Below are 23,328 nucleotides of genomic sequence, written 5' to 3'. Positions count from 1 at the left end.
TTCGTGGGGTTAGAGTCAGTTGATTCTGGCGACGAACGTTATCGCGAAACTTGAATTGGCGGCCATCGTGCCGGTGGGCGTGACGCGGACGGCGCTGACGTTGGCGTCGTAACCGGACGCAGGCGTGTAGGTGTAGGTCGATCCGCCATTGTTCGAATAGGCCGGCGAACTCGCCGACAACGCCACGCCGCTCGACCCGGCAACGATCGAAAACGGCGTGCTCGATGGCGCGAGCGCGGTGTTACGAAACGTGATCCCGGTTGGGAGTATGTCGGTCAGCACGATGCTGCTCGCATCGACCGGGCTGGCGCCGCTGTTGGTCACGGTCAACGTGTAAAGCACGTCGTTGCCCGGCAGATTGTAGGCGCCGAACGTGCCCGACATCGGCGACGAGCTTTTGGTGACGGTCAACTGGGGCATCGGACAGAAACTGATCCCGGCGATGCCGATACCCTGTTGCCCGGTGGTGTTCTCGCCCGAGGTATAGGGGGCGTTGCCGTATCGGACGGTCACCGTTGTGACCGGTTGCGCGAAGCTGGCGGTGATGGTGCCGTCGTTCGAATTGTTGTCCGACGCACCGACGCCGACCGCCTGCGCCGCGGTGATGGTGGTCGGCGTGGCAACCGGCCCGAAGCTCAGGCTCGATGCCGCCGCGGTGCGGCTGCCGCTACCGTTATTGTTGCCAGCGGGGCTCGACAGGGCGGGCGTGTAGGTCACCGCACTGCCGACGCCGGTGACTTGGATCAGGTCGCGATACTGGTTCGCCGCGAAGTCGATGTCATGGACGGTCATCGTGAAGTCGCGGATCGGCACCGCGAAGGTGAAGGTCGCGGTCACGACGTTGGTGGTGCCGGTAATGCTCGCCGTGCGTCCGCCGAAGATCCCGCCGAGCACGAGGTCGCGCAGCGTTGTGTCGGTGCCGGTGATGAGCGTGCTGATCGCGGGCAATTGCGTGCCGTTGACCGTGGTGCTGGCCAAGCCGTTTTGCGTGAGCTGCATCGTAAAGGCACGGCTGCCGCCGCCGCTCGTCGTCGCGGTATAGTTATAGCTCGATCCGTACGCCAGATTGGCCGCCGCCTGACTAGCGAAGGTGAAGTTGAACTGGTTGACGGCAGTACACGTCCCGGCATCCGCCGGCGATGCGCCGATCGTCGCGATCACGAGCATCAGGAAGGCGAGCAAGCGAGTCATCGGCGGCCAAGTCCCAGGAAAGCGAAGCTGTTCTGGTCGAACTTCAGCTTCATCGACACGAACGGTCCGGCGCGCGTGGTGCGGGCGGCGGCGAAATCGCGGTCGGCGAACCCGCGCACGTTCCAGCCGGCGGTGACCAGCATGTTCTTCGCCGGCCGCACGCCGATCGTCGGGCCATAGGCATAAGCGAAATTGCCCTTGCCGACCGCGCCGCGGACGGTGCCCGACACCCCGACCTCGACCTTGCTGCCGATCCCGACCCGCGCATCCGCGCCCGCCATGATCGTGAACCCCGCAAGGTCATAGGCGTCGATCCGGTCGAACACGTAGCGCGCGCCGAGGAACAGGCTGACTTCGCTGCGCTGGTATTGCCCGTCGGCATCCCGACCGCGCGGCGCCCAGTCGAGCGAGAGACTGCCGACGACCCGCCGCGACTTGGCGTCGCCGGTGACGATCAACGGCAGATTGCCGACCGGCCCGGCCTGTCCGGCAACCGCATTGGTTACACGGTCCTCGGTCCAGGCTAGCTTGCCGAGCGCCGCGAACGGGCTGGACGCGGGCCGCCACGCGCCCGACATCGCGAGGTCGAGCGTCTCGGTGGTGGCGGCGCCTTTCTGCTCGGCGCGCGTCCAGGTCGCGAGCGCACCGAACGACGCGCCCTCGCCGAGGCGGTGGATCAGCCCGAAGGTCGCGCCGGCGCGGTCGCCCAATTGGCCGAAGCGATATTCGACACGCCCGGTACCGCTCCACCATGTGGCGCGATAGGTCGCGCCGAGCGTCAGCGCGGTGAAATTCTCGGTGATCTGGTCGCCCGCGCCGACATTGCCGCCCGATGCCACGGGCTGAAACGGGTTGACGATTTTCGACGCGTCCACGCCCGACAGCGTGCGGTTACCGTCGAGCGTCGCGTCCACCGACCAGCGCTTGCCGAGTTGGAACGATTGCGCGAGGCCGTAGGCGGCGAAGGCGCGGCGGCCGTATTCGACCGAATTCTGACTGCCCAATCCGGTGGTCAGCCGCGCGCCCGCCCATGGCTTGAGGTCGAACCCGACACGAGCGGTGCGGGCGTTGAGGCCCTCGCCCTTGGCGATCTCGTAACTGCCGGTCAGGATCACGTCGGACGACAGTTGATAGCGCGCGCCCAAACGGTATTGCGCCGGGAAATCGACGCTTTGCGCCTTGCCGATCGCGACGCTGGCGGCGGCGTCGATTTCGAGCTTGCCGCCGAACAGTCGTTGCGTCGCGCCGCCCTCGATCAGCGTCGAGGTCGCCGAGGAGACGCTGTCGGTACGATCCTGCGCGTAGGCGACGCCCAGCCGGAAATCGGTCTTGTCGCCCTTATACTCAACGCGCGCGCGTACCGCGCGACGGCGCGCGTCGCCCGTCAGGTCGTCGTCCACCCAAGCACTGGTCGCGATTGCCAGCCGGTCGGACAGGCGATAGCGGGCGTCGATGCCCACCTTGCGGCGGCCGAGCTCGACGCCGTTCTGCTGATCGGTGCCGTAATCGGCGGCGATGCTGCGCGCGTAAGCGAGCAGATCGAGGCGCTGAGTATGCTGTTCGTATTCGACCAGCCAAGCGGTTGCGATGTCGCTTTTGCCGTCGCGGCGGCTGCCGGCGATTTCACCGCGGATCTCGATCGTCTTGCCCAGCCGGATTCGCGCGTCGGCGGCGCCCAGTATCGTGCCGCCGTTATCGCCCTTGTCGCGGATCGCCGTCGCGCCGATCCGGACGCGATCGTCCTTGCTGGTCCAGGTCGCGCGCGCGCCGGCGTTGATGTCGCCGCCCGACGCCGACAGGACTTCATAATCGACCACGACGAACTGCGGGTCGAGCGCGCTCGACCGGCTGAGCACGGGCGACGAAAAGCGGATCGTGCCGGTGGCATAGTCGATGTCGTAGTCGGTGAAGCGGACCAGCGTGCGGCGTTCGACGATCCGCTCGGAGCGCAGCCGGTCGCGAACCTCGATGGTTACGGCCTCACTGTTGGCGAGGATGTCGCGCGACGACAAAGTGTAGCCGCTCGACAAGCCGTTGCCCTGGATTTCGTCGCGGCGGTGCGTGGTCGGGAACTTGGCGACGAACGCCGACGCTGCGATGCGCTTGCCGCGATATTCCGCCTTGCCGCCGGTCGCCGAGCGGACGTAGCGGCCGAGCTCGGTATCGACGAAATTGGTCTCGAAATCGCCGAACAAGGCATAGAATTGCCGCGTCTCGAGCTTGAGATACAGCTTGTTCGTGCTCGCCGCGTCGTAGCGCCGCTCCGAACGGTCGGCATAGACGGTGTAATAGGTGTTGGGGTCGATTTCTCCGGTCAACCGCTGATCGCGGCGGCGCTTGGCGCTGTCGTACGCGGCGGTCAGCAGCCACGATCCCTTGATCCGGCCCTTGGCGTAGAAAGCGATGCGGCCGTCGGCGGTGATGTCGTCGGTCGGCTCATTAAGCGGCTCGACGCGGTTGGCGAGCTTGCCGAAGCCCAGCCGGCCCTCGGCCAACCCGACGATCGTCCACGGGCGATCGCCCGGCGATAGCCAGGTTTCGAGCTTTTGACGGCGGACCTGATCGCGGTCGCGGAAAGTGAAGTCGAGCGTCAGCGCGCCGCTGGTGGTGGTCGGGGCGAGCTGGATGTACGCGATGCCGTCGTCCCCTGCGACGCGCCACACCGGCGCCGCGCGGTCGAGCCCCGACAGGAGCCGCGCCTGTTCGGCATCGACCTCGATCGCCGCCTCGTACGGTGCGGGCAGGACGAAGTCGCCGGTCGTGCCGGCATGGACCGGGCGGCCCTGACGGTCGGTGAAGCGCACCGCGATGACCGGGCGCTTGACCCCGTCGGCGGTGAGCCGCGACCTGGCGGGAAGGTATTCGGCGCGCGCCGGGGCGGTCGTGTACCAGACGTCGCGGGTCAGCTTTTCGGCGACGGTGCCGTCGGCGTTGCGCACCTCGGCGGTGAAGCGGTTGAGCCCGTCGGTCACCGGCACACCGCGCCACAGGCTGACGGTGAAACTGTTGGCGGGATCGTTGCGTGTACCGTCGAAGGTGATCGGATCGACCGGCTTGCCGCCTAGGAATAGCATGATCTTTTGACCGACCAGGTGGCGGATCGCGACGCGCACCGCGGGTTGGCGCGGGTTGTAGTCGGCCTCGGGGAACAGCCAGGCGATGCTCGGGCCGCCGCCTTCGAACCAGCTGCGCTCGCCGCCGGCGGCCGCTTTGTCGGAGAGCGGCGTGGGGATGGCGGGGTCGGTCTCGACCGTCGCGGCGGCCTCGGGCAGAACCGCCTGGAAATCGGCGACGACCAGCGAGCCGCCCTGCCCCTCGACGAAGCGCGAGGTCGCGCTGCCGGCGGAGCGCGTGCTGCGGACGCAATCGACGAACGTGCCGCCGGAGGCCAGCGTGCCGGGATCGACCTGAACGACGTGGCTGCCCGGGATCAGCCCTTCGAAATGGTACCGCCCGTCGCGATCGGTAATCGCGTAGCCGCCGTCTTCGAGCATGACGCGAACCCCGGGGATGCCGGGGGCCTTGGCGGAATCCGCGGTACACGGTCCCGCGACGACCCGCCCGACCAGCGTCATCCGCGCGGCGATCGTGTCGCGATCGATCCGCACGGTCGCGCTGGCGTTGGTCTCGACGCCGAGCGCATCGGTGACGCTCGCGCGATTGATCGCCTGACCAGCCTGCGCGGTGGGGAGGACGGTAAGGACATAGCTGACTATGTGGCTCGCCGCTGGCGCCAGCGTGCCGAGCGCGATTGTGAGCCGACGGCCATCTGCGGAGGTCGTGACCGAGGTCGGGTTTTTTGAACCATCGATGCGAACCGTATCGGTTCGCAAACGCATCGCGATCGGTAGCGTATCGGTGATCGCGACGCCGCGGCGCAATCGCGAGCCGTCGGGGTTTGTCACGGCAACCGTATAGAGAATTTGGTCGCCGGGCTGAGCGACCGCCAGCGACGCGGTCTTGGTCAGGCCGAGCGCGCCGGCGGGCCGGTCGACCGGCACGTCGATCCGCAGGATTGTCGGCGCGGTCAGCGTGAAGATCTCGCCACGCGATCCGCTCGCCAGCGCGAGCGCCGACCCGTCGGGCCGTGTCAGCCCGGCGAGTTGCGCGTTGGTCGTAACCGACGGCGCCCCATAGGGCGACGGCGGTTGGACGATCAGCCGGTAGCGCCCGGGCAGCACTGTCGGGAAATAGAATTCGCCCGCCGCCTGCGCATAGCCCGCACCGTTGCCATCGGTCACGCTTTGCCCGGTCGTCACCGTCGACGGCCACGGCGTCGCGCCATCGGGGGCGTAGACCGTGGCGGGGCGGCCGGTATCGGCATCGATCAGGCTGACGCGCGCGCCCGATACCGGTGCGCCGGTGCCGCTGTCGAATACAATGGCCTGCGTTTCGACGCGGACTGCCAACGTCTTCGTAACGAGGATCGCATTCTGACCGGGCATGCGGCCGTCGATCGTGACGGTGTCGCCGGAGGCGAGCGCTAGGATGCAATCGCCGGTCACGACATTCATCGTTCGCGTGGCGATCGTCCCGCTGAAGATGCCCGAATTGACGTCGGTCTCGTATACCGTCAGCGTCTCGCGATCCCCTCCGGGAGTCGTGATCGTCGCGAGGACGGTATCGATCGCGGCCGGATCGCGGTTCGCCGCGGCGGCATCGATGCTGAAGATGAATTGATCGCCGGAACGAACCATATCGGTGTGCACGATCACGCTAGAATAGGTTGAAACGGTTCCCGTGAGCGGCCCCGCGCTCGCCGTCTGCGTTCCGCCGCGCTGGCAGCCCGGCAGGCGGATCGAAGTCATCTGGCCGGGCCCAGGATCGGGGCGGTACGCGGTGATGGTCGCGGGAGGATAGGTCGCCGGATCGACCTCGATATCGACCGGGTTCGAATCGGTGGTGCGCGGCGTGCCGTTATCGGTCCACGTTGCGTGCGCGGTGTTGGAAATGAGTGTCGCCGCGCTGGCGGGCGTGACGAGCACACCCACCAGCGCGGCGACGACCATGATCGTCAGCAACAATGAGGAGAGTTGACGGATCATGGCGCCCGACGGGGCCGGCGGTCCCAAATGGGGGGAGGGGCCGCCGACGCTCCGATCAGTTCACGGTGACGCGAAACACGACGGTGCGCGAATCGCCCGCCACGACGGTCGGGATGGTCGCGGAGACCGTACCCGACGCATAGGCGCCGCCCGCTGTACCATCCAGGTTACAGGTAGTGCCGGTGACCGTACCGTTGAGCAGGATGCCGAACGCCGACTGATAGGTCGTCGTCGTCGGCAGCAAGTCGGAGATGGCCACACCGGAGGCGGACGCGCCGCCGGCAGCATTCTTCACCGTGATGCAATATTGCACCACGGACCCCGGGATCATCTTGGGATTGGTCGTGCCGTTGAACGGATCGCTGATCACCGAGCTGACCTTGGTCACAGTCAACGCCGCGGCCAGGACAGTATAGTCGCCCTTCGCCGAGAACGCCGCATCGCGCGCGGCGTCGGTTGCACCGGCGCCATCGGCGAACACCGTGTCCATGCCGGAAGTATTGGCGCCGGCGGTCTGGACCAGCGCGATACCCATGCTGCCCGACGTGCCGGCTTCGCGGCCGGTCGCGGTCAGCGTGACCGCGGCGACGTCACCGGTGGCGCGGCCGAGCGGGATGTCCGACACGATGAACACGGTCTTGGACGCATCCGCACCGAGTTCGTCGAGATAGGTCACCAGCGTATCGCCGGCGTCGTAGCTGCCGTTGCCGTTGGTATCGACATAGATGCGCACGTTGGTCACGTCGAAATTGTCGGTGTTCGAATGCGCGCCGGCACCGCCCGTTTGCTGGGCGGCGGTCAGCGCCAGATCGAGCGTCGCGTTCGACAGGTTGGTGACGGTGAAGGCCTCGACCGCGGCCAGCTGGCCCGGCGACACGCTCGTCGTCGTGCTGCCGACTTCGGTGACCGTCACGTTGACCTTGCGGTCGACCGTGAAAGTATCCGACGCCGAGATCGCCGTCTGGGCGACAGTGCCGACATTGTAGTTGACGGTAACGGTATTGGTGATGGTGCTGCCCGCGGTGACGCCGGAGGCGGATGCGGGAGTGGCGGCCAGGCCGGAGAGCACAAGGATGCTCGCCGCGCCAAGCCAATGGCTGACACGTTTCATGATTTGCTCCAATCTCAGTGTTTTGATGACGCGCTTCGGTCGCCGGCGCGTCGCGACGGGCCGCGGTTACCGAACCATGCCGCGATACTTGACGAGACCCGACGCGCCGGGCGCGATCGAGGCGAGGGTCCAGCGGATGTGCGTGACATCCGCCGGTTGCGCGGGGCGAAGCGCGCCGTTGGCGCCCTTCACCTTCAACTGGCTGAGCGGTGCATAACTGCGCCCGCCATCGACCGATTCGACCGCGCCGGGGGTCGCTTCGCCGGTCCAGGCGACCGCGGCGGGGACCGGGTTGGTCACAACGAATTGCGTCGCCGGCTGGCCGCCCGCGTTGCGATAATTGGTCTGGAAGATTAGCTTGTCGCCGGGCAGCACGTTGGTCGGTTTCTGCAACTCGACCTGCTCGCGCCCCCCGACGCTGACGGTCTTTTCGACCATCACGGTGCTCGACAATTGCACCGCCTGCGGCGCAGGCGTCGCCGCCAGCACCATCGGCGCGGACAGCAGCATGAGATATTTGTTCACGATCGTACTCCTCAGTTGATCTTGACGATGAAGGTAACGGCATGGTTGGCGCCAGCGGCTTGCGTGCCGAGCGTCACGTCGATGCCGGTCGCGTTGGCGGCGACCCCAGCATCGGCATCGGGGGCATCGGTCAGTGCGGCGCCGTCCAACGTGAGCGAACCGAGTTGGTACATCGAGCCATCTGGGATAGCGTCTTTCAGGTGCACCCCCGCGAGGCTGCCCGACCCGCCGACGGTCGCGACCAGGCGATAGGTGATCAGCGCCCCCGGCACCGCGCGCGTCCCGCCATAGGGATCGGCGACGGTCGCCGTCTTGACGAGCGCCAGCGTGGCCGCCTGCACAACGAAGCCGCCGGTCGCATTGGCCTGGGCGTGCGTCGCGCCGACGATCGCGTCGCCGCCGCCGGTGCCCTGGCCGGTGAATACCGTGCCTGGCGCGCCGGTGCCGGTCGCCGCGGTCGCGGTCAGCCGAACCTGGCCGTGTTTGCCATCGCCCGCGCCGGCTGGAATAGTCGAAAGAACGAACACCGTGATCGCCGCATCGGGATCGAGCAGTGGCGACGTCGCGCCGGCTGCGATCACTTGATCGACGCCCGCATCGTAGATGCCGTTACCGTTGGTATCGATCGCGATGCTGGTCACTGCGGGACCGAAATCGTTGCCGCTCACCGCGCCGACGCCCGCGAGCGAGAACGCTTCCTGGCCGTTGCCGGCATTGGTGAGCGTGAACGAGCGGATTTGGCCGGTGCCGCCGGGGCTGACGCTGGCATAGCCGCTGTCGCGCGATGCGACGGTGACGTCGAGCACCTCTTCGACGGTCAGATCGACGGAGTTCGAGTTGACTGTGCGGGTGCCGCCGCCGTCGTCGAACGTCGCGGTGGCGACGTTACGGATCACCGTGCCGGCACGCACGCCGGATGCGGCGGCGGGCGACGCGGCGATGCACGTCACCGCCGCGGCTCCAGCGAGCAACAGCGGCAAGTGGTGGCCAAACAGGGTCGGTTGCGTGTTCATGCCCCTTATGCAGGGGCGCTTGGGTTAATCTGAGGCTAAGCAAGTTCTTGCTTCATACCAAGAGTTGAACCCGACCCGATGCCCCCGCCGTACTTTAGGTTGAGTAGAGCTGTTTGGGGCGCCGACCCAAAGTGAGACTCGCCGACGGTAGAATCCGGTCGATTCGATGCTATTGGGGCGGCGGGGGGAGTACATGATTCGACGGATTTTAATCGCGGATGATCATCCGATGTGTTCGGCTGCCTTGGGTATGGCGGTCAACGTTGCCGACACCGCCATCATCGCGGAAACCGCGGCAACATTGCAGGAAGCGGAGGACATCGCGCGGCGCGGCCCGCTCGCGCTGATCCTGCTCGATCTGCTGCTGCCCGATGTCGAGGGGTTTGCCGGCTTGGCGCTGATCCGCGCAATCCGCCCCGACACGCCGATCGCGATCGTGTCCAGCCTCGACCACGACGATACGATCCGCAAGGCGATCGGCCTTGGCGCGCGCGGGTTCATTTCAAAGGCGTCGTCGATCGATCAGATGGTCGCCGCGTTGCGGGTGCTGCTCGCCGGCGGGCAATGGTTCCCCGATCGCGCGCTTGCGAATGCCGACGCCGGACCCGACATCTCGACCAGGATCGGCGAGTTGTCGATCGCCCAATTACGCGTGTTGCGCGCGATCGCCGATGGCGGTCAGAACAAGCATATCGCGCACGCGCTCAATTTGTCGGAGCCGACCATCAAGTCGCATCTGAACGCGATCTTTCGCAAGCTGGGCGTGTCGAACCGCACGCAGGCAGTGCTGGCGTTGCGCGAACTGGAACCTATCGGTCGTTAGCGCGCGCCGAGAAGGGACGTCGCGTCGATCAGCGCGGAGAGTTGCGCGTCCGCTGCGTCGAACAGCTTTTCGCTGACACCGCCGGGCTGGCATTGCTCGATCGCGCGAAGCGCCTCGATCAAATCGTCCGCGCCAACGATCTGCGCCGCGCCCTTCAATCGATGCACGTCGCGCCGCAACACACGATCGTCGCCACCATTGCGATGCCCGCGCAGCGTGCCACGCGCCTCCGCAGCCTGCGTAGCGAGCGCAGATAATAGCTGGTTGCGCTGCTCCGGGCCGAGCACCGTATCGAGCTCACGCAACCGCTCCGCGCTGAGAATTGTCATCATACCCTTCTTTGCAAGGCCTTAAGAATCCATGATATTGCGTCGTGCGGCGACGTTCAATCGCCTAACGTTGGCATGTCGTGTAGCGCATTTGCCGGTTGATCCATATCAACTTGCGTTGATTTTGATGCACGGCCTGCGGTGCCGATGATCGCCGCCGCGCGTCCGAGGCAACTTACCAAGCATGTTTTCTCAGTCGCGCAGCCTCGCGCGCCACAGACTTGCGGCAAGCACCAGCGAGACGAACGACGCGCCGACCCAGAACAGGATCGCTGCGGTGAAATCGTGGTGGACGACGCCGTTGACGGTCGTCTTGCCGGCGTCGATCAGGATGCCGCTGACCTGGTCCTGGATACCCGCGCCGACATAGCTGAACACCCCGACCATGCCGAGCGCCGCGCCGGCGACGCGTTTGGGACAGATATCGATCGCGAACAGCCCGCCGACCGAGGTGACCAGCCCGGTCATGCCCAGCCCGAACAGAATCATCGCCAATATCTCCCAGCCGAACCCTTGCGGTCCGTAAAAGAACAGCAGCAAACCGATGATCTCGACGACGCCGAACAACAAGTTTACTGGCGGCCGCCTCGCGCCGAACATCTTGTCGGAAATGAAGCCGAACGCGACCGCGCCGACGATCCCCGCGAGCGTGTTGACGGTCAGTAGCGATCCGGCCTGAAGCACACTGTAACCGCGCGCTTCCTGCAGATAGAGGATGCCCCAGCTGTTGATCGCGTAGCGCGTGACGTAGATAAACGCGCTCGACAGCGCGATCACCCACATCGACGGGATCGCCAGGATCGATAATTGCGTCCTGAGCACGCTTCTGGGCGGTTGCGCTGCGAGCGCTTCGGCTGCGGCGGGCGAAAGATAGTCGTGCCTCCAGTCGGCGACCGCAGGCAAGCCCATCGTGCGGGGCCGGTCGGTCATTATCGCATAGCTCGCCACCGCCGCCAGCAATACGACGATCGCCGGACCCCAAAACCCCCATTGCCACCCGAACCAGCCGACCAGCGCCGCGACGACGAAAAAGGTCAGTCCCTCGCCGATCGAATGCGAGGTCGACCAGATGCCATAGAACCGCCCGCGCTCGCGGTTGGAAAACCAGCCCGCCAGCGCAACCACGCTGCCCGGCGCGCCATAGCTCTGGAACCAGCCGTTGAGCCCCCAGCCGATCGTCGCGGCGATCAAGGTGACCGAAAATCCCATCCAGATGTTGCACAGCGCCGACAGGATCAGCCCGATTGCGAAGAATTTGCGCGGATTGGCATGGTCGGACACGAAACCGTTGATCAGCTTGCCGGCGGCATAGCTGAAGAAGAACGCCGACCCGATCGTGCCGAGGTTGGTCGCGGTGAAGATGTGTGCGTCGATCAGCGGCTTCTTGACCATGTCGATCGACAAGCGGCACGTGTAGGAAAGGCCATAGCCCAGCGTGATCGCGATGATCGTGCGCAGGCGCTGACGGCGATACGTGGCGTCGATGTCGATATCCGTCCTGACCGGCAGGTCGGGGCCCGTCGCGAATGCCTTCAGCACATCTCTCTCCCCGTCTACCCGGTCCGTCGCCGATCTTCGAAACCTATCACCCCATCGTCGGAATGACGAACACGCTGTCACTTGCGCCGCCGTCGGGCCAGTGCCGAGTCCCAGCGTCGCCTGCCAGCTCTAATGATCGGCGTATTCAGCCTTCCGAGAGCCGATCGAGTGCTTCGCCGTGATCGCCAAAATTGAGCAGGCATCGTGCGATGAAATCGTCGAGCCGCGGCAGATCGACCTGGTCGCGCGCGGGCGTGAGCTGTGCGTTGTCGGGGAAGGTGCCATAGCCGGCCAACAGGCATTCCCACGATGCCGGCGCATAGTAAGCGGCGAGATCGCGCTCGACGATCAGCGCGGGCACGTCGCCGCCTGTGAACCACGCGGTCATGATGGCCTTGAGGTCGTCGGACAAATGGTCGTGGGCGGCGTTCTCGCGCCAATAGGGCGTGTCGCTGCGCCGATTGAGCCTGTAATGCGCGACGATATAATCGCGTACGCCTTCATACCGGCGCGCGATGCGCGTGTTGAAGGCATCGCGGTGCGCAGCGGTGAAGCCGCCCTCCTCATAGGCGCGGATGAACGTTTCGACGGTGGCTTCGACGATGTGCAAAGCGGTTGCTTCGAGCGGTTCTATGAAGCCCTGCGCCAGCCCGACCGCCAGGCAGTTGGCGGACCAGCTATGCTCGACCCGCCCGACCTTCATCGTCAGATGCCGGGCCGCGACCTCCTCTCCCAGCCCGAGATGCGCGCGCAATTCGGCTTCGGCCGCTTCCGCGCTGCAATAGCGGGTCGAATAGACGTAGCCGTTGCCGGTGCGATTGGTCAGCGGGATCGACCACGCCCAGCCGTTCGACAGCGCGGTGGAGACGGTCTGCGGCGCGATCGCGCGCTCGGGGCGCGGCGTTGGCATCACGACCGCGGCGTCGTTGAACAGGTTTGTGGCGAACGGCAGAAAGCGCACGCCGAGCGCCTTTTGCGCAATGACCGATTGGAAACCGCTGCAATCGACGAACAGATCGCCGCCGATCGCCGCGTCGTCCTCGATGACGAGCTGCGTGACGTCGCCGGCCTCGTCGACGGCCACCTCCACAACGCGGCGGGGCACATGCGTAACCCCGAGTGTCGCAGCGTGCGTCCTCAAGAACGCGCCGACCAGATGCGCGTCGAAATGATAGCCATAGCCGATGTCGAACGGAAAATTGTCCGCCGGTAATGGCGCGAGCGCAGCGCGCGCGATGGCGGTGTTGACGAAGAAGCGGTCGGGATGCGCCGGCGCATCGGCGCCGCGGCGGCGCGCCAGCGTATTGTAGTGGAATTGCGGTTGCGTGTGGACGTCGAGCTCGCTCGCGAACGGGTGAAAATAGCGATCGTGACCGGGCCGGTCGGACCAGCCGCGAAACTCGATCCCGGCCTTGTAGGTGGCGTTGCACGCCGGCATCCACTCGGCCTCCGCGATGCCCAGCTTCGCGAAGAAGGCGCGCAGTTGCGGCGTCGATCCTTCGCCGACGCCGATGATGCCGATGTCGGGGCTTTCGATCACCGTCACCGACGTGCGCGGCCAGGCGTGCGCGAACAGGCAGGCCGCCATCCAGCCGGCGGTGCCGCCGCCCAGGACGACGATGCGCTGGTCCATGCTCATCGCAGCAGCCAGCCGATCATGTCGTCGAGCCGGGCCGCCCAGGCATTCTCCTCATGCGCCGCGCCGGGATAGGTCCGACTCTCGAAGTCGCGGCCCTTCCGCCAGCCGAGCTTCACGAGCCGCGCGTCGATCACGTCTTGCCACGGGCCGTAATTGGCATCGAGCGTTTCGGTGCCATGGTCCATCCACAGCTTGCGCCCGGCGGGTTTGCCGAGGTGGGCGGAGAAGAAGCTTTCCCACAGGCCGAGCACGTTGGCATCCTTTGGCAACTCATTGGGCATCGCGAGCAGCCAGTGCGTCGATACGCAGGCCGCCCGGCCGAAGGTGCGGGGATATTGCACGAACGCGTAGCACGAGATCAGCCCGCCCATGCTTGAGCCAATGATCGCGGTATGCGCGGCATCGCTCCGCGTGCGGTAGCTGCGATCGATGAGCGGTTTCAGATCGCGCGCGAGGAAGCGCAGATAGGCATCCCCGGTGATCGCTCCCTTCGCGCTGGCATCGAATACCGCCCGAACACCGGCTGGCGCTGAATCGTAAATCGCCTGCGGGAAATACTGGCGATAGCGCGCGCCGAGCGGGTTATCGATCGCGACGATGATGAACGGCCGGACCCTCTTCGCCGCTATCAGCCGTAGCGCCGATTTGTCCGCGGCCCACACCTTGTTGAAGGCCGAGCGTTGCGGAAAGAAGACGTTCTGCCCGTCGTGCATATAGACGACCGGATAGCGCTCTTTGCTGCGGTCGTAATCGGGCGGCAGCCAGACGACGACGTGCGGCGGCTTGATCTCGGGTTGGGTCGATGGCGCCGCGGCGATCTCGACAAAGCGCCCCTGATCCTGCGCTTCGGCGGGTTGCAGCGTCAGAACGAAGGCGATCGCGAGCGCGGCGGTCCGCAACAGGCCAGTCATGCACTCTGCCTCCTGATGACGCTTTGCCCGGCATGGCAAGCAAGGCTTAGCCCTGATCGCTTCGCGCGTTCAATGGAAAGACCCGCCTGCTTGACAGCGCGTCGGCAAAGGCTGACCCGGCGACGATGCGCGCGATCGCCGAGTGTTCGCCTCCCGACGAGGCCGCTTTTGCCCTGATCCGGCAGGCTGCTGAGCCGGTCGTCATGCGCGGTCTGGTCGCCGACTGGCCGATAGTCGAAGCTGCGCGGGCGGGAACGTTCGCCGAGTGGCTTTCGGCACGCGCGAGCAACGACCAAGTGCCGATGATACGCGCCGCGGCGGCCGAGCATGGACGGCTACATTACGCGCCCGCCCTTGACCGCCCGAATTTCGATCGCGAACCGGTCACGATCGCCGGCTTTCTTGCCGACGCCGCACGGCAGGCCGATCTGTTCGCCCCTGACACGCTCGCGATTCAAGCGCTGCCCGCCGCGCAGGTCGTGCCCGATTTCGCGCGGTCGCACCCGATGCCGTTGCTGCCGGACGATGTCGAGCCGCGCTTCTGGCTCGGCACGCCGGCTGTCGTTGCGACGCACCACGACACGGTGGAGAATATCGCTTGCATCGCGGCGGGCCGGCGGCGCTTCACGCTGTTTCCGCCCGAGCAAGTCGCCAACCTTTACATGGGCCCGTTCCATCTCACGCCGGCCGGGACGGCGGTGAGCATGGTGCATATCACTGACCCCGATCTCGACCGCTTTCCCCGTTTTGCCGACGCCCTGGCCGCCGCGCGGACCGCGGAGCTGGAGCCCGGCGATGCGATCTACATTCCGTACGGCTGGTATCACCATGTCGAGGCGCTCGCGCCGCTCAACCTGCTGGTCAATTACTGGTGGAACCCGGCGCGCCGCGACGTCGGCTCGCCGTGGGACGCGCTGATGCACGGGATGGTTGCGCTCCGCCAGCTGCCGTCCGATCAACGCCGGGCATGGCGGGCGATGTTCGACCATTACGTGTTCATGACCGACAGCGATCCAGCCGCGCATTTGCCCGAGACATTTCGCGGTATCCTCGGCGCCGACTCTCCTGCGGACCTCTCGGAAATGCGCCGGTCGATCATCGCCGCGCTCGAACGCCAGAACCAGACGCCGCGCTGATCAGGCGGCGGGCGTTTCCGTTACCAGCAGCATCGCCGCCGCGGCCAGCACCATCACCCCGGCCGCCACCGCCATCGTCCAGATTGGCTCGCCCGGAAAGAAGGCACGGATGATCGCGCCCATCACCGTCGCCACGACCAGCTGCGGCAGCACGATGAAGAAATTGAAAATGCCCATGTAGATGCCGAACTTCCGCGGCGGCAGCACGCTCGCCAGGATCACGTACGGCATCGTCAGGATCGATGCCCAGGTCAGGCCGATCCCGACCATCGGCAGCAACAGCATCTGCGGATCGCGAATGACCAGCAGCGAGGCGAAGCTCGCAGCGCCGATCAGCAGGCAGACCATGTGTGTCCGCGCGGTCCCGATCCGCCTGGCGAACAGCGGCAGTACGAACGCCGCTAGCGCCGCGACGCCGTTATAGACCGAAAACAGCACCCCCACCCAATCGGCGCCGTCGTTATACGCCTTTGCCGCGGTGTCGGTGGAATGGAACACATACTGCGCGACGACCGGCGTCGTGTAGATCCACAGGATGAACAGCGCGAGCCACGAGAAGAATTGCGCCAGCGCCAATCGCCACATCTGGCCCGGCATCCGCACCAGATCGCTCATGATCTGGACCAGCGCATTGTCCTGCCCGCCCCGGATCATCGCGGCGGCGATCAACATCAGCGTTCCGGCCCCGCTCAGAATGCCGCCGAGCACGTAGAGATCGCGCTCCAGCGACCAATGATAGATCGCCGCAATCAGCGCGACGCCCAGCACCAACAGCGCGATGCCGGCCCGGATCAGCACGGTCGGTAGGCCGCCCGCGACAAGGCCTGCGCGATGGTCGTCCGCCGCATCGCCGAACGCCGCCATTTGCTCGGGCGGATATTCGCAGGTCGTCAGCACGGTCCACAGCACCGCGCCGAAAATCGCGACCGCGCCGAGATAGAAGGAATAGCGCACCGAGTCCGGGATGCCGCCCGCCGCTGCGACGTTGCTGACGCCCAGTTTCGCCATCGCGAACGGCGCCAAACTTCCGATGACAGCGCCCGCACCGATAAACGCGGTCTGGAACGCGTAACCGGCGGTGCGTTGCGACGGTGCGACCATGTCGCCGACGAAGGCGCGGAACGGCTCCATCGACACGTTGATCGACGCGTCGAGCATCCACAGCATCAGCGCCGCCGCAAGCAGCACACCCGCATTGGGCATACCGATCAGCGCCAGCGCGGCGAGTGTCGCGCCCGCCAGGAAATAGGGCCGTCGCCGCCCGAACCGCCCCCAGGTGCGGTCGCTGAAATGCCCGATGATCGGCTGCACCAGCAACCCCGTCACGGGGCCCGCGATCCACAGCAAGGCCAGACTGCCGACGTCGCTGCCGAGCGACTGGAAGATGCGGCTGACGTTGGCGTTCTGCAGCCCGAACGCGATCTGGATGCCGAAGAAGCCGAACGAGATATTCCACAACCCGCGCCAGCTCTGCCGCGGCTTGGCGGTTGTCACCGCGTCCATTATTTGGCCTCGGCGGTCGAGCGGCGGACGATCAGCCGCGGCGGCAGCACCACCGCCTCGGTCGGCTCGGACCGGACGCGGCGCAGCAACGTGTCGACCAGCATCTCGCCGGCCTTGCGGTAATCCTGCGCGATCGTCGTCAGTGGCGGGTGCGACAGACTGGCGGCGGGAATGTCGTCGAACCCGACGATCGACACGTCGCGCGGCACGTCGAGCCCGGCTTCCTCCAGCGCGCGCATCGCGCCGATCGCGATGAGGTCGCTCGCAGCGAAGATCGCGTCGAAGGCAACGCAGCGCGCCAGCAATCGCTGCGCCGCCTCGTACCCGGAGGCTTCGGTGGTAATGGCATCGACCTGAAGCCCGACATCGGGCTGAATCCCGGCCTCGGCCATCGCCTCGCACGCGCCGCGATAGCGTTCCTCAAGTTCGGGCGAATGGCTCGACGCCTCGCCGAGAAACGCGATCCGCCGCCGTCCGAGCGCGATCAGATGCTCGGCGGCATCGCGCCCGCCGCGCGCGTTGTCGCAGCCGATCGTCGTCCCCGGCTGGCCCAGCTGGACCGAGCCCCAGCGCACGAAATGCGTGCCCTGCGCCTCGAGCTGTTCGAGCCGCGCGCGATAGGTTTCGTAATCGCCATAGCCGAGCAGGATGATGCCGTCCGCCTTGTGGCTGTCCTCGTAATCGACGTGCCAGTTCGACGAGAGCTGCTGGAACGACGTCAGCAGATCGTACCCGCGCAGCGAGCAGGTCCGTGCGATCGACCCCAGCATCGACAGGAAGAACGGGTTGATCAGCGAATCGTCGGGGGTCGGATCCTCAAAGAACAGCAGCGCCAGCGTGTTGGTGTGCCGGCTGCGCAGCGACGAGGCGTTCTTGTCGACCTTGTAATTGAGCTGCGCGGCGATCGCCTCGATCCGCTTGCGCGTCGCCTCGCTGACCGTGGGGTCGCCGCGCAACGCCCGGCTGACCGTCGGCTGCGAAACGCCGGCGCGCTGCGCGATGTCGAACGAGGTCGGCTTGTCGGTCAGCATCGCGCGCCGGATTCTCCCGCTGGCGGCCGTCTGGTGCGGCCAGTGGGGGCCATGTGTAGCCGGGCGGTCGGCGCGGCGATAGGGTTCGCGCGCGAAACGGGTGTCTGACACTTTCCCCTCCATCCGCCCTCGCTGGATGGAGCGGTCGCGGCGATGCTAGGCGAGCCTGTCGCGACCCGATACGCCGCCGCATACGTATTCGGGAGGCGCGGCCGCCGCGGCGTGGCACAGGGGCGGCAAAAGGGAGAGGGCGATGCTGAAACCGATCGTGCTGGCGCTGCTGGCGAGCCTGACGACGACGCCCGCGACGGCGGCGACTAAGGCGCCCGACCCTTACACACCCAAACCGTACGTGACGATCACGCATCCCACCTGGTCGAAGGACGCGGTGCTGTACCAGCTCAACACCCGCCAGTTCACCCGCGAGGGCACCTTCCGCGCGGCCGAAGCGCAATTGCCGCGATTGAAGGCGCTCGGCGTCGGGATCATCTGGCTGATGCCGATCAATCCGATCGGGGTGGAGAACCGCAAGGGCACGCTGGGCAGCCCCTATTCGGTGAAGGACTATCTGGGCGTGAACCCGGAGTTCGGCACGCTCGCCGACCTCAAATCGTTCGTCGCAACCGCGCACAAGCTCGGGTTGCACGTCATCCTCGACTGGGTCGCCAACCATACCGCCTGGGACAACCCGATCCACAAGGCGCACCCCGATTGGTACGAGCACGACTGGAAGGGCGCGAACCGGCCGACGCCGTGGTGGGACTGGTCGGACATCATCGACCTGGATTATGCGAAGCCGGGCCTGCGCCGCTACATGACCGACGCGATGAAATATTGGGTGCGCGAGGCCGGGATTGACGGTTTCCGCTGCGACGTCGCGGGCTATGTCCCGCTTGATTTCTGGGAGAATGCGCGCGCCGAGCTCGACCGCATCAAGCCGGTCTTCATGCTCGCCGAATTCGACCAGCGCGACGTCCACCGCGCGGCGTTCGACGCGAGCTATGCGTGGAAATGGAACAACGCTCTGGCCGACATCGCGGCGGGCAAGGCCGATGTCGGCGCGCTGTTCGGATACTATTCCGAAACCGACAGCGCCTGGCCGCGCGAAGCGATGCGGATGACCTATACCGAGAACCACGACCAGAATGCATGGGAAGGCACCGAGTTCGAACGTTTTGGCAAGGCACTCCCCGACGCGATCGTGCTGTCGTTCGTCGGCGAAGGCATCCCGCTGATCCATAACGGCCAGGAAGCGGGCAACCGGAAGCGCCTCAAATTCTTCGAGCGCGACCCGATCGAGTGGCGCGACCATCCCAACAACGATCTGTTCAAGCGGCTGATCGCGTTTCGCAAGAGCCATCCGGCGTTATGGAATGCACCCTGGGGCGCGGCGATGACGCCGGTGGTCAACACCGCGCCCACGAAGGTGCTGTCGTTCGTCCGCGCGAAGGACGGCGACAAGGTGTTCGCGCTGTTCAACCTCTCCGGCGACAGCCAGACGGTCAGCTTCACCGACGGCCCGAGCGATGGCGCCTATGTCGATTTCGCCGACAGCGCGCCGATCGCCATCTCGCGGGCCACGAGCATCAAGCTCGCGCCGTGGAGTTATCGCATCTTGGCGGCACCGCGTTGAATCGGCAGCGATGCAGCCGCGCAACACCGGGGATGCATATCGTTGAATACGTATGTGGCCGCCTTGGCCGCTTATCGCGCGCACCATAGAGCGCAACATATCTGCAACGCGCCGTGTGGGCGCGAGCCGTGGCCAAACGTGGCGCGGTCGCAAGGGGAGGAATTCATGACTGCTTCTCGTTCGCTCCGTCGTACCGATCTCGCGCTGCGCGTGAGCGGCATCGCACTCGCCGGGGCATTGGCGGTGGCTGGCTCGCCCGCCTTCGCGCAGACCGCGACGACGCCAGCCCCCACGCCGAGCGACCAAGCGGCCGCCGACGACGGCAGCACCGACATCGTCATTTCGGGTTTCCGCAATGCGCTGCGCACCGCGACCGCGAAGAAGAAGAATTCGGAACAGATCGTCGAATCGGTGTCGGCCGAAGATATCGGCAAGCTGCCCGACAACGGCATCGGTGAATCGATAGCGCGCCTGCCCGGCCTGGCCGCGCAACGCAACGCCGGCCGTGCCACGATCATCTCGATCCGCGGCTTCGGCCCCGATTTCTCGTCCACCACGCTGAACGGCCGCCAGCAGACGACGACCAACGACAGCCGCGCGGTCGAATTCGACCAATATCCGTCGCAGATCCTTGCCGGGGTCGACGTGTACAAATCGGCGGAGGCGGACAAGACCGCCGGCGGCGTGGTCGGCAGCATCGACCTGCGCACGGTTCGCCCGCTCGATGTCGGCAAGCGCGTTTTCGCGGTCGGCGTGCGCGGCACCTATGTCGACCAGAAGATCGATCCGAATTCGAGCGACAAGGGCTATAACGCCTTCGCGACCTACATCGACACCTTCGCCGACGGCAAGGCCGGCATCGCGCTGTCCGCCGCCTATACCGACGACCCGTATCAGACCCGCGACTTCAACGCGTGGGGCTTTGGCGGCTATCCCGGCGGCGCGCAGGGCATGAACGGCATCAAGACGTGGTCCGAAACCGACAAGCTCAAGCGCTTCGGCCTCAACGGGACGTTCGAGGTGCGCCCCGACGACAATCTGACGGTGACGATCGATACCTTCTATTCGCGCTTCATCGACCGGATCGACCAGCGCGGGTTCGAAATGCCGTTCAACTGCGGCGGCGGCTGCGGGCATGACGCGATCAGCAACGTCACCGCGTCGAACGGTCTGGTGACCGCCGCGACGATCGCGGGCACGCCGATCATCGAGAATTACGCCAACGACCGCACGGCCGACCAATATTCGGTCGGCTGGAACGCGACGTGGAAGAACGCCAACGGCTGGCGTGTGATGGGCGACTTCAGCTGGTCGCGCACCGATCGCACGGACACGTCGATCCAGACGACCGCTGGCCTTGGCCGCGCCTTGCCCAACGCGACCGGCGTCGTCAGCTACACGGCGACCCCGACCGGGCCGCAGTTCACTAGCAATTACAACGGCACGAACTCCGCGCTCGTGCTGACCGACGTCGAGGGTTGGAGCGGTTCGCCGGTTCAGGCCGGATACGACAACATTCGCAAAACGAAGGACGACCTGGTCGAAGCCAAGGCGGAGATCGAACGCGACATCGGCGGTTTCCTCAAGTCGATCAAGGTCGGCGCGGATTACACGTCGCGCACCAAGGCGCTGAGTGGGTTCGAAGGTTTCCTGAGCCCGCCGGGTGGCGCGGCGACCGCGGCCATCCCGTCGAATTTGCTTCTGGCACCAGTCACGCTCGACCGCGGCCTGGGGAGGATCATCGCCTATGATCCCCGCGCCATCGTCAGTAACGGCATACTGGTCTTTTCGCCCAATATCGACGGCGCCAAAGGCGTCAATTACGGGACGGAAAAGGGCTATAACGTCACCGAGAACGTCTGGACGCCCTATGCGATGCTCACGCTCGATGGCGATCTCGGCGGGGCGAAGCTGACGGGCAATATCGGCGTGCAGGGTGTTCACACCAGCATCGCATCCAGCAGCGTCCTCTTCCCGACGGTCCGCGACAATTACTGGATGGTTCTGCCCAGCCTCAACCTCAACCTGCGGACGACCAGCGACTTCGTCATCCGCTTCGCGGCATCAAAGGAAATGATGCGGCCGCGCCTGCCCGACCTCAACAACGTGATCTCGTTCGGGTACGACCCACAGCTCAAGATCTACTCGGGCGGCGGCGGCAACCCGCAGCTGCGGCCGTATCGCGCGACCGCGTTCGACCTGAACTTCGAAAAGTATTTCGGCACGAAGGGCTATGTCGCGCTGCAGCTGTTCTACAAGAACATCGATACCTATATCGCGAACGGGAACGGCATCTTCGACTTCTCCGGCCTGCCGGTACCGGCCAACCAGATCGTTCCGTCGACGCCGATCGGCATCATCAACGGCAACGCGAACACCCACGGTGGCCATATGTATGGTGCCGAGTTCGCCGGCACCCTGCCGTTCGAGGTATTCTCCAGCGCGCTGTCCGGCTTCGGCATCACCGGCGGCGTCGGCTATACCCAGACCAAGGTCTACGACTTCAACCACAACGTGACGGTCATCCCGGGCTATTCGAAGTGGGTCGGCAGTATCACCGCCTTCTTCGAAAAGAGCGGCTTCAGCGCGCGCGGCAGCATGCGCTACCGGTCGTCCTTCCTTGGTGACTTCTCGCTCTACAGCGGCGGGCTGGATCGCCAGACCGTGCTGGGCGAGACGACCTATGACGCACAGGTCGGGTACGATTTCTCGTCCGGCTCGCTCAAGGGTCTGTCTGTCTACGTGTCGGGTCAGAACCTGACCAACACGCGGTCGGCGACGCTGGGCATCGTCACCCAACCGCTGTCTTACCTGAAATATCAGACCTACGGTCGCCGCTTCGTCGCCGGGGCGACCTTCAAGTTCTGATGACACGAACCGCCTCGCCGGGTAACCGGCGAGGCACGTCGGTTGTGAAGGCAGTCAATGAGTGAGCGGCCCCCCCTCGAGATCGTCATCGCGGGCGGCGGGACGGCCGGGTGGACCGCAGCGGCGACGCTCGCCCGGTTCCTCGGCAATCACGCGACGATCACGCTCGTCGAATCCGACGCGATCGGCACCGTCGGCGTCGGCGAAGCGACGATCCCGCAGATCCACAACCTGATCGTTGGGCTGGGTCTCGACCAGGCCGAGTTCCTGAGGGCGACCAACGCCACCTTCAAACTCGGCATCGAATTCGTCGATTGGCTCCGCCCCGGCCACTCCTACATTCACAGTTTCGGGCAAGTCGGCCGCGGCGTCGGGCTGATTCCGTTCCGCCAGCTCTGGCTACGCGCGCGGGCGCTGGGCCAGGCAGGGGATTACGGCGATTACAGCGTGAATATCGCCGCGATGCGACTTGGCCGCTTCGCGATCGCCAATGGCGAGGGCGTCCAGCCTGATCTCGCTTATGCCTATCATTTCGACGCAACGCTGTTTGCGCAAATGCTGCGGCGTTATTCGGAAGATCGCGGCGTGCGACGCGTCGAGGGGCTGATCGAGAGCGTCGAACGCGATGCGGAAAGCGGCGACATCCGCGCGCTGCGGCTCGACCGCGACCGAACCGTCGAAGGCGCATTGTTCATCGATTGCACGGGCTTTCGCAGCCTGCTGCTGGGCGACACGCTCGGCGTGCCGTTCGTCGACTGGCGTCGCTGGCTGCCGTGCGACACCGCGCTGGCCGTGCCGAGCGAGAATCCTCCCACGCTTCGGCCTTACACCCAATCGCTCGCGCGACCAGCGGGATGGCAATGGCGCATCCCGTTGCAACACCGGACCGGCAATGGCCACGTCTTCTGCTCCGAATTCATGTCGGTCGATGAGGCGAGCGCGTTGCTGCTCGCCAATGTCGAAGGTACCCCGCTCGCCAATCCGCGCCCGGTCCGCTTCACGAGCGGGCATCGGCAACAATTTTGGTCGCA

Annotated in this window: 16 protein-coding genes; 5 read left to right on the top strand and 11 right to left on the bottom strand. The window is 65.8% G+C overall.

Features of this window, described 5'->3' with window-relative positions; all coding sequences use genetic code 11:
• Nucleotides 1-15 precede the first annotated feature (15 nt).
• The 5 genes from JWM94_RS07605 to JWM94_RS07585 all read right to left on the bottom strand — a co-directional run bounded on the left by JWM94_RS07605 (nucleotide 16) and on the right by JWM94_RS07585 (nucleotide 8,885).
• Complete coding sequence (locus tag JWM94_RS07605; protein ID WP_299424490.1) at nucleotides 16-1,191, bottom strand: hypothetical protein; 1,176 nt, start codon at nucleotides 1,189-1,191, stop codon at nucleotides 16-18.
• On the bottom strand, nucleotides 1,188-6,236 hold the full coding sequence (locus JWM94_RS07600) for a hypothetical protein (protein ID WP_299424487.1): 5,049 nt from the start codon (nucleotides 6,234-6,236) through the stop codon (nucleotides 1,188-1,190). Before JWM94_RS07600 ends, JWM94_RS07605 begins: the two co-directional genes overlap by 4 nt.
• Before the next feature lie 55 nt (nucleotides 6,237-6,291).
• Nucleotides 6,292-7,347, bottom strand: coding sequence for a hypothetical protein (locus tag JWM94_RS07595; RefSeq protein WP_299424485.1), 1,056 nt, complete (start codon nucleotides 7,345-7,347; stop codon nucleotides 6,292-6,294).
• Nucleotides 7,348-7,413: 66 nt separating this feature from the next.
• Nucleotides 7,414-7,872 (bottom strand): hypothetical protein, encoded by a 459-nt coding sequence (locus JWM94_RS07590; RefSeq protein ID WP_299424482.1) that lies wholly within the window; start codon nucleotides 7,870-7,872, stop codon nucleotides 7,414-7,416.
• 11 nt (nucleotides 7,873-7,883) lie between these two features.
• A complete protein-coding gene (locus JWM94_RS07585; protein ID WP_299424479.1) occupies nucleotides 7,884-8,885 on the bottom strand; it encodes a hypothetical protein in 1,002 nt (333 codons plus the stop codon).
• Nucleotides 8,886-9,051: 166 nt separating this feature from the next.
• Here JWM94_RS07585 and JWM94_RS07580 point away from each other — a divergent pair, with 166 nt between their 5' ends.
• A complete protein-coding gene (locus tag JWM94_RS07580; protein ID WP_367185872.1) occupies nucleotides 9,052-9,708 on the top strand; it encodes a response regulator in 657 nt (218 codons plus the stop codon).
• Here the strand turns inward: JWM94_RS07580 and JWM94_RS07575 are convergent.
• From JWM94_RS07575 to JWM94_RS07560, 4 genes are all read right to left on the bottom strand, one after another.
• On the bottom strand, nucleotides 9,705-10,037 hold the full coding sequence (locus tag JWM94_RS07575) for an Hpt domain-containing protein (RefSeq protein WP_299424470.1): 333 nt from the start codon (nucleotides 10,035-10,037) through the stop codon (nucleotides 9,705-9,707). The two genes, JWM94_RS07580 and JWM94_RS07575, sit on opposite strands and share 4 nt — an antisense overlap.
• Before the next feature lie 192 nt (nucleotides 10,038-10,229).
• Nucleotides 10,230-11,576 (bottom strand): MFS transporter, encoded by a 1,347-nt coding sequence (locus JWM94_RS07570; RefSeq protein ID WP_299424468.1) that lies wholly within the window; start codon nucleotides 11,574-11,576, stop codon nucleotides 10,230-10,232.
• A 145-nt stretch (nucleotides 11,577-11,721) separates the two neighbouring features.
• On the bottom strand, nucleotides 11,722-13,215 hold the full coding sequence (locus JWM94_RS07565; protein WP_299424465.1) for a tryptophan halogenase family protein: 1,494 nt from the start codon (nucleotides 13,213-13,215) through the stop codon (nucleotides 11,722-11,724).
• Nucleotides 13,212-14,126, bottom strand: coding sequence for an alpha/beta hydrolase-fold protein (locus JWM94_RS07560; RefSeq protein WP_299424462.1), 915 nt, complete (start codon nucleotides 14,124-14,126; stop codon nucleotides 13,212-13,214). The genes JWM94_RS07565 and JWM94_RS07560 overlap by 4 nt, the downstream gene beginning before the upstream one ends.
• 125 nt (nucleotides 14,127-14,251) lie before the next feature.
• Here JWM94_RS07560 and JWM94_RS07555 point away from each other — a divergent pair, with 125 nt between their 5' ends.
• A complete protein-coding gene (locus tag JWM94_RS07555) occupies nucleotides 14,252-15,262 on the top strand; it encodes a cupin-like domain-containing protein (protein WP_299424459.1) in 1,011 nt (336 codons plus the stop codon).
• Here the strand turns inward: JWM94_RS07555 and JWM94_RS07550 are convergent, their stop codons facing one another.
• Nucleotides 15,263-16,765 carry an MFS transporter gene (locus JWM94_RS07550; protein WP_299424457.1) on the bottom strand — a complete coding sequence of 501 codons (1,503 nt, stop codon included), beginning with the start codon at nucleotides 16,763-16,765 and terminating at the stop codon, nucleotides 15,263-15,265.
• Nucleotides 16,765-17,796 carry a LacI family DNA-binding transcriptional regulator gene (locus tag JWM94_RS07545; RefSeq protein WP_299424585.1) on the bottom strand — a complete coding sequence of 344 codons (1,032 nt, stop codon included), beginning with the start codon at nucleotides 17,794-17,796 and terminating at the stop codon, nucleotides 16,765-16,767. Before JWM94_RS07545 ends, JWM94_RS07550 begins: the two co-directional genes overlap by 1 nt.
• A 253-nt stretch (nucleotides 17,797-18,049) precedes the next feature.
• On the opposite strand from JWM94_RS07545, the gene JWM94_RS07540 reads away from it, so the two are divergent.
• From JWM94_RS07540 to JWM94_RS07530, 3 genes are all read left to right on the top strand, one after another.
• Entirely contained in the window at nucleotides 18,050-19,429 is a 1,380-nt protein-coding gene (locus JWM94_RS07540; protein WP_299424454.1) for an alpha-amylase family glycosyl hydrolase, read from the top strand.
• Between the two features lie 165 nt (nucleotides 19,430-19,594).
• Nucleotides 19,595-22,297 (top strand): TonB-dependent receptor, encoded by a 2,703-nt coding sequence (locus JWM94_RS07535; RefSeq protein WP_299424451.1) that lies wholly within the window; start codon nucleotides 19,595-19,597, stop codon nucleotides 22,295-22,297.
• Between the two features lie 57 nt (nucleotides 22,298-22,354).
• A partial coding sequence (locus JWM94_RS07530; protein WP_299424448.1) for a tryptophan halogenase family protein occupies nucleotides 22,355-23,328 on the top strand: 974 nt, incomplete at its 3' end.

The organism is Sphingomonas bacterium (assembly GCF_028289855.1).
In the GTDB taxonomy this organism is placed as follows: Bacteria; Pseudomonadota; Alphaproteobacteria; order Sphingomonadales; family Sphingomonadaceae; genus Sphingomonas.
Note: the sequence above shows the minus strand (reverse complement) of the source record. Positions and strands in the feature narration are given on the sequence as shown.

Coding starts and splice junctions, on each gene's coding strand:
- JWM94_RS07605 (WP_299424490.1), bottom strand. CDS start 1,191: ATGACTCGCTTGCTCGCCTTCCTGATGCTCGTGATCGCGACGATCGGC.
- JWM94_RS07600 (WP_299424487.1), bottom strand. CDS start 6,236: ATGATCCGTCAACTCTCCTCATTGTTGCTGACGATCATGGTCGTCGCC.
- JWM94_RS07595 (WP_299424485.1), bottom strand. CDS start 7,347: ATGAAACGTGTCAGCCATTGGCTTGGCGCGGCGAGCATCCTTGTGCTC.
- JWM94_RS07585 (WP_299424479.1), bottom strand. CDS start 8,885: ATGAACACGCAACCGACCCTGTTTGGCCACCACTTGCCGCTGTTGCTC.
- JWM94_RS07580 (WP_367185872.1), top strand. CDS start 9,052: ATGCTATTGGGGCGGCGGGGGGAGTACATGATTCGACGGATTTTAATC.
- JWM94_RS07575 (WP_299424470.1), bottom strand. CDS start 10,037: ATGACAATTCTCAGCGCGGAGCGGTTGCGTGAGCTCGATACGGTGCTC.
- JWM94_RS07565 (WP_299424465.1), bottom strand. CDS start 13,215: ATGAGCATGGACCAGCGCATCGTCGTCCTGGGCGGCGGCACCGCCGGC.
- JWM94_RS07560 (WP_299424462.1), bottom strand. CDS start 14,126: ATGACTGGCCTGTTGCGGACCGCCGCGCTCGCGATCGCCTTCGTTCTG.
- JWM94_RS07555 (WP_299424459.1), top strand. CDS start 14,252: ATGCGCGCGATCGCCGAGTGTTCGCCTCCCGACGAGGCCGCTTTTGCC.
- JWM94_RS07550 (WP_299424457.1), bottom strand. CDS start 16,765: ATGGACGCGGTGACAACCGCCAAGCCGCGGCAGAGCTGGCGCGGGTTG.
- JWM94_RS07545 (WP_299424585.1), bottom strand. CDS start 17,796: ATGCTGACCGACAAGCCGACCTCGTTCGACATCGCGCAGCGCGCCGGC.
- JWM94_RS07540 (WP_299424454.1), top strand. CDS start 18,050: ATGCTGAAACCGATCGTGCTGGCGCTGCTGGCGAGCCTGACGACGACG.
- JWM94_RS07535 (WP_299424451.1), top strand. CDS start 19,595: ATGACTGCTTCTCGTTCGCTCCGTCGTACCGATCTCGCGCTGCGCGTG.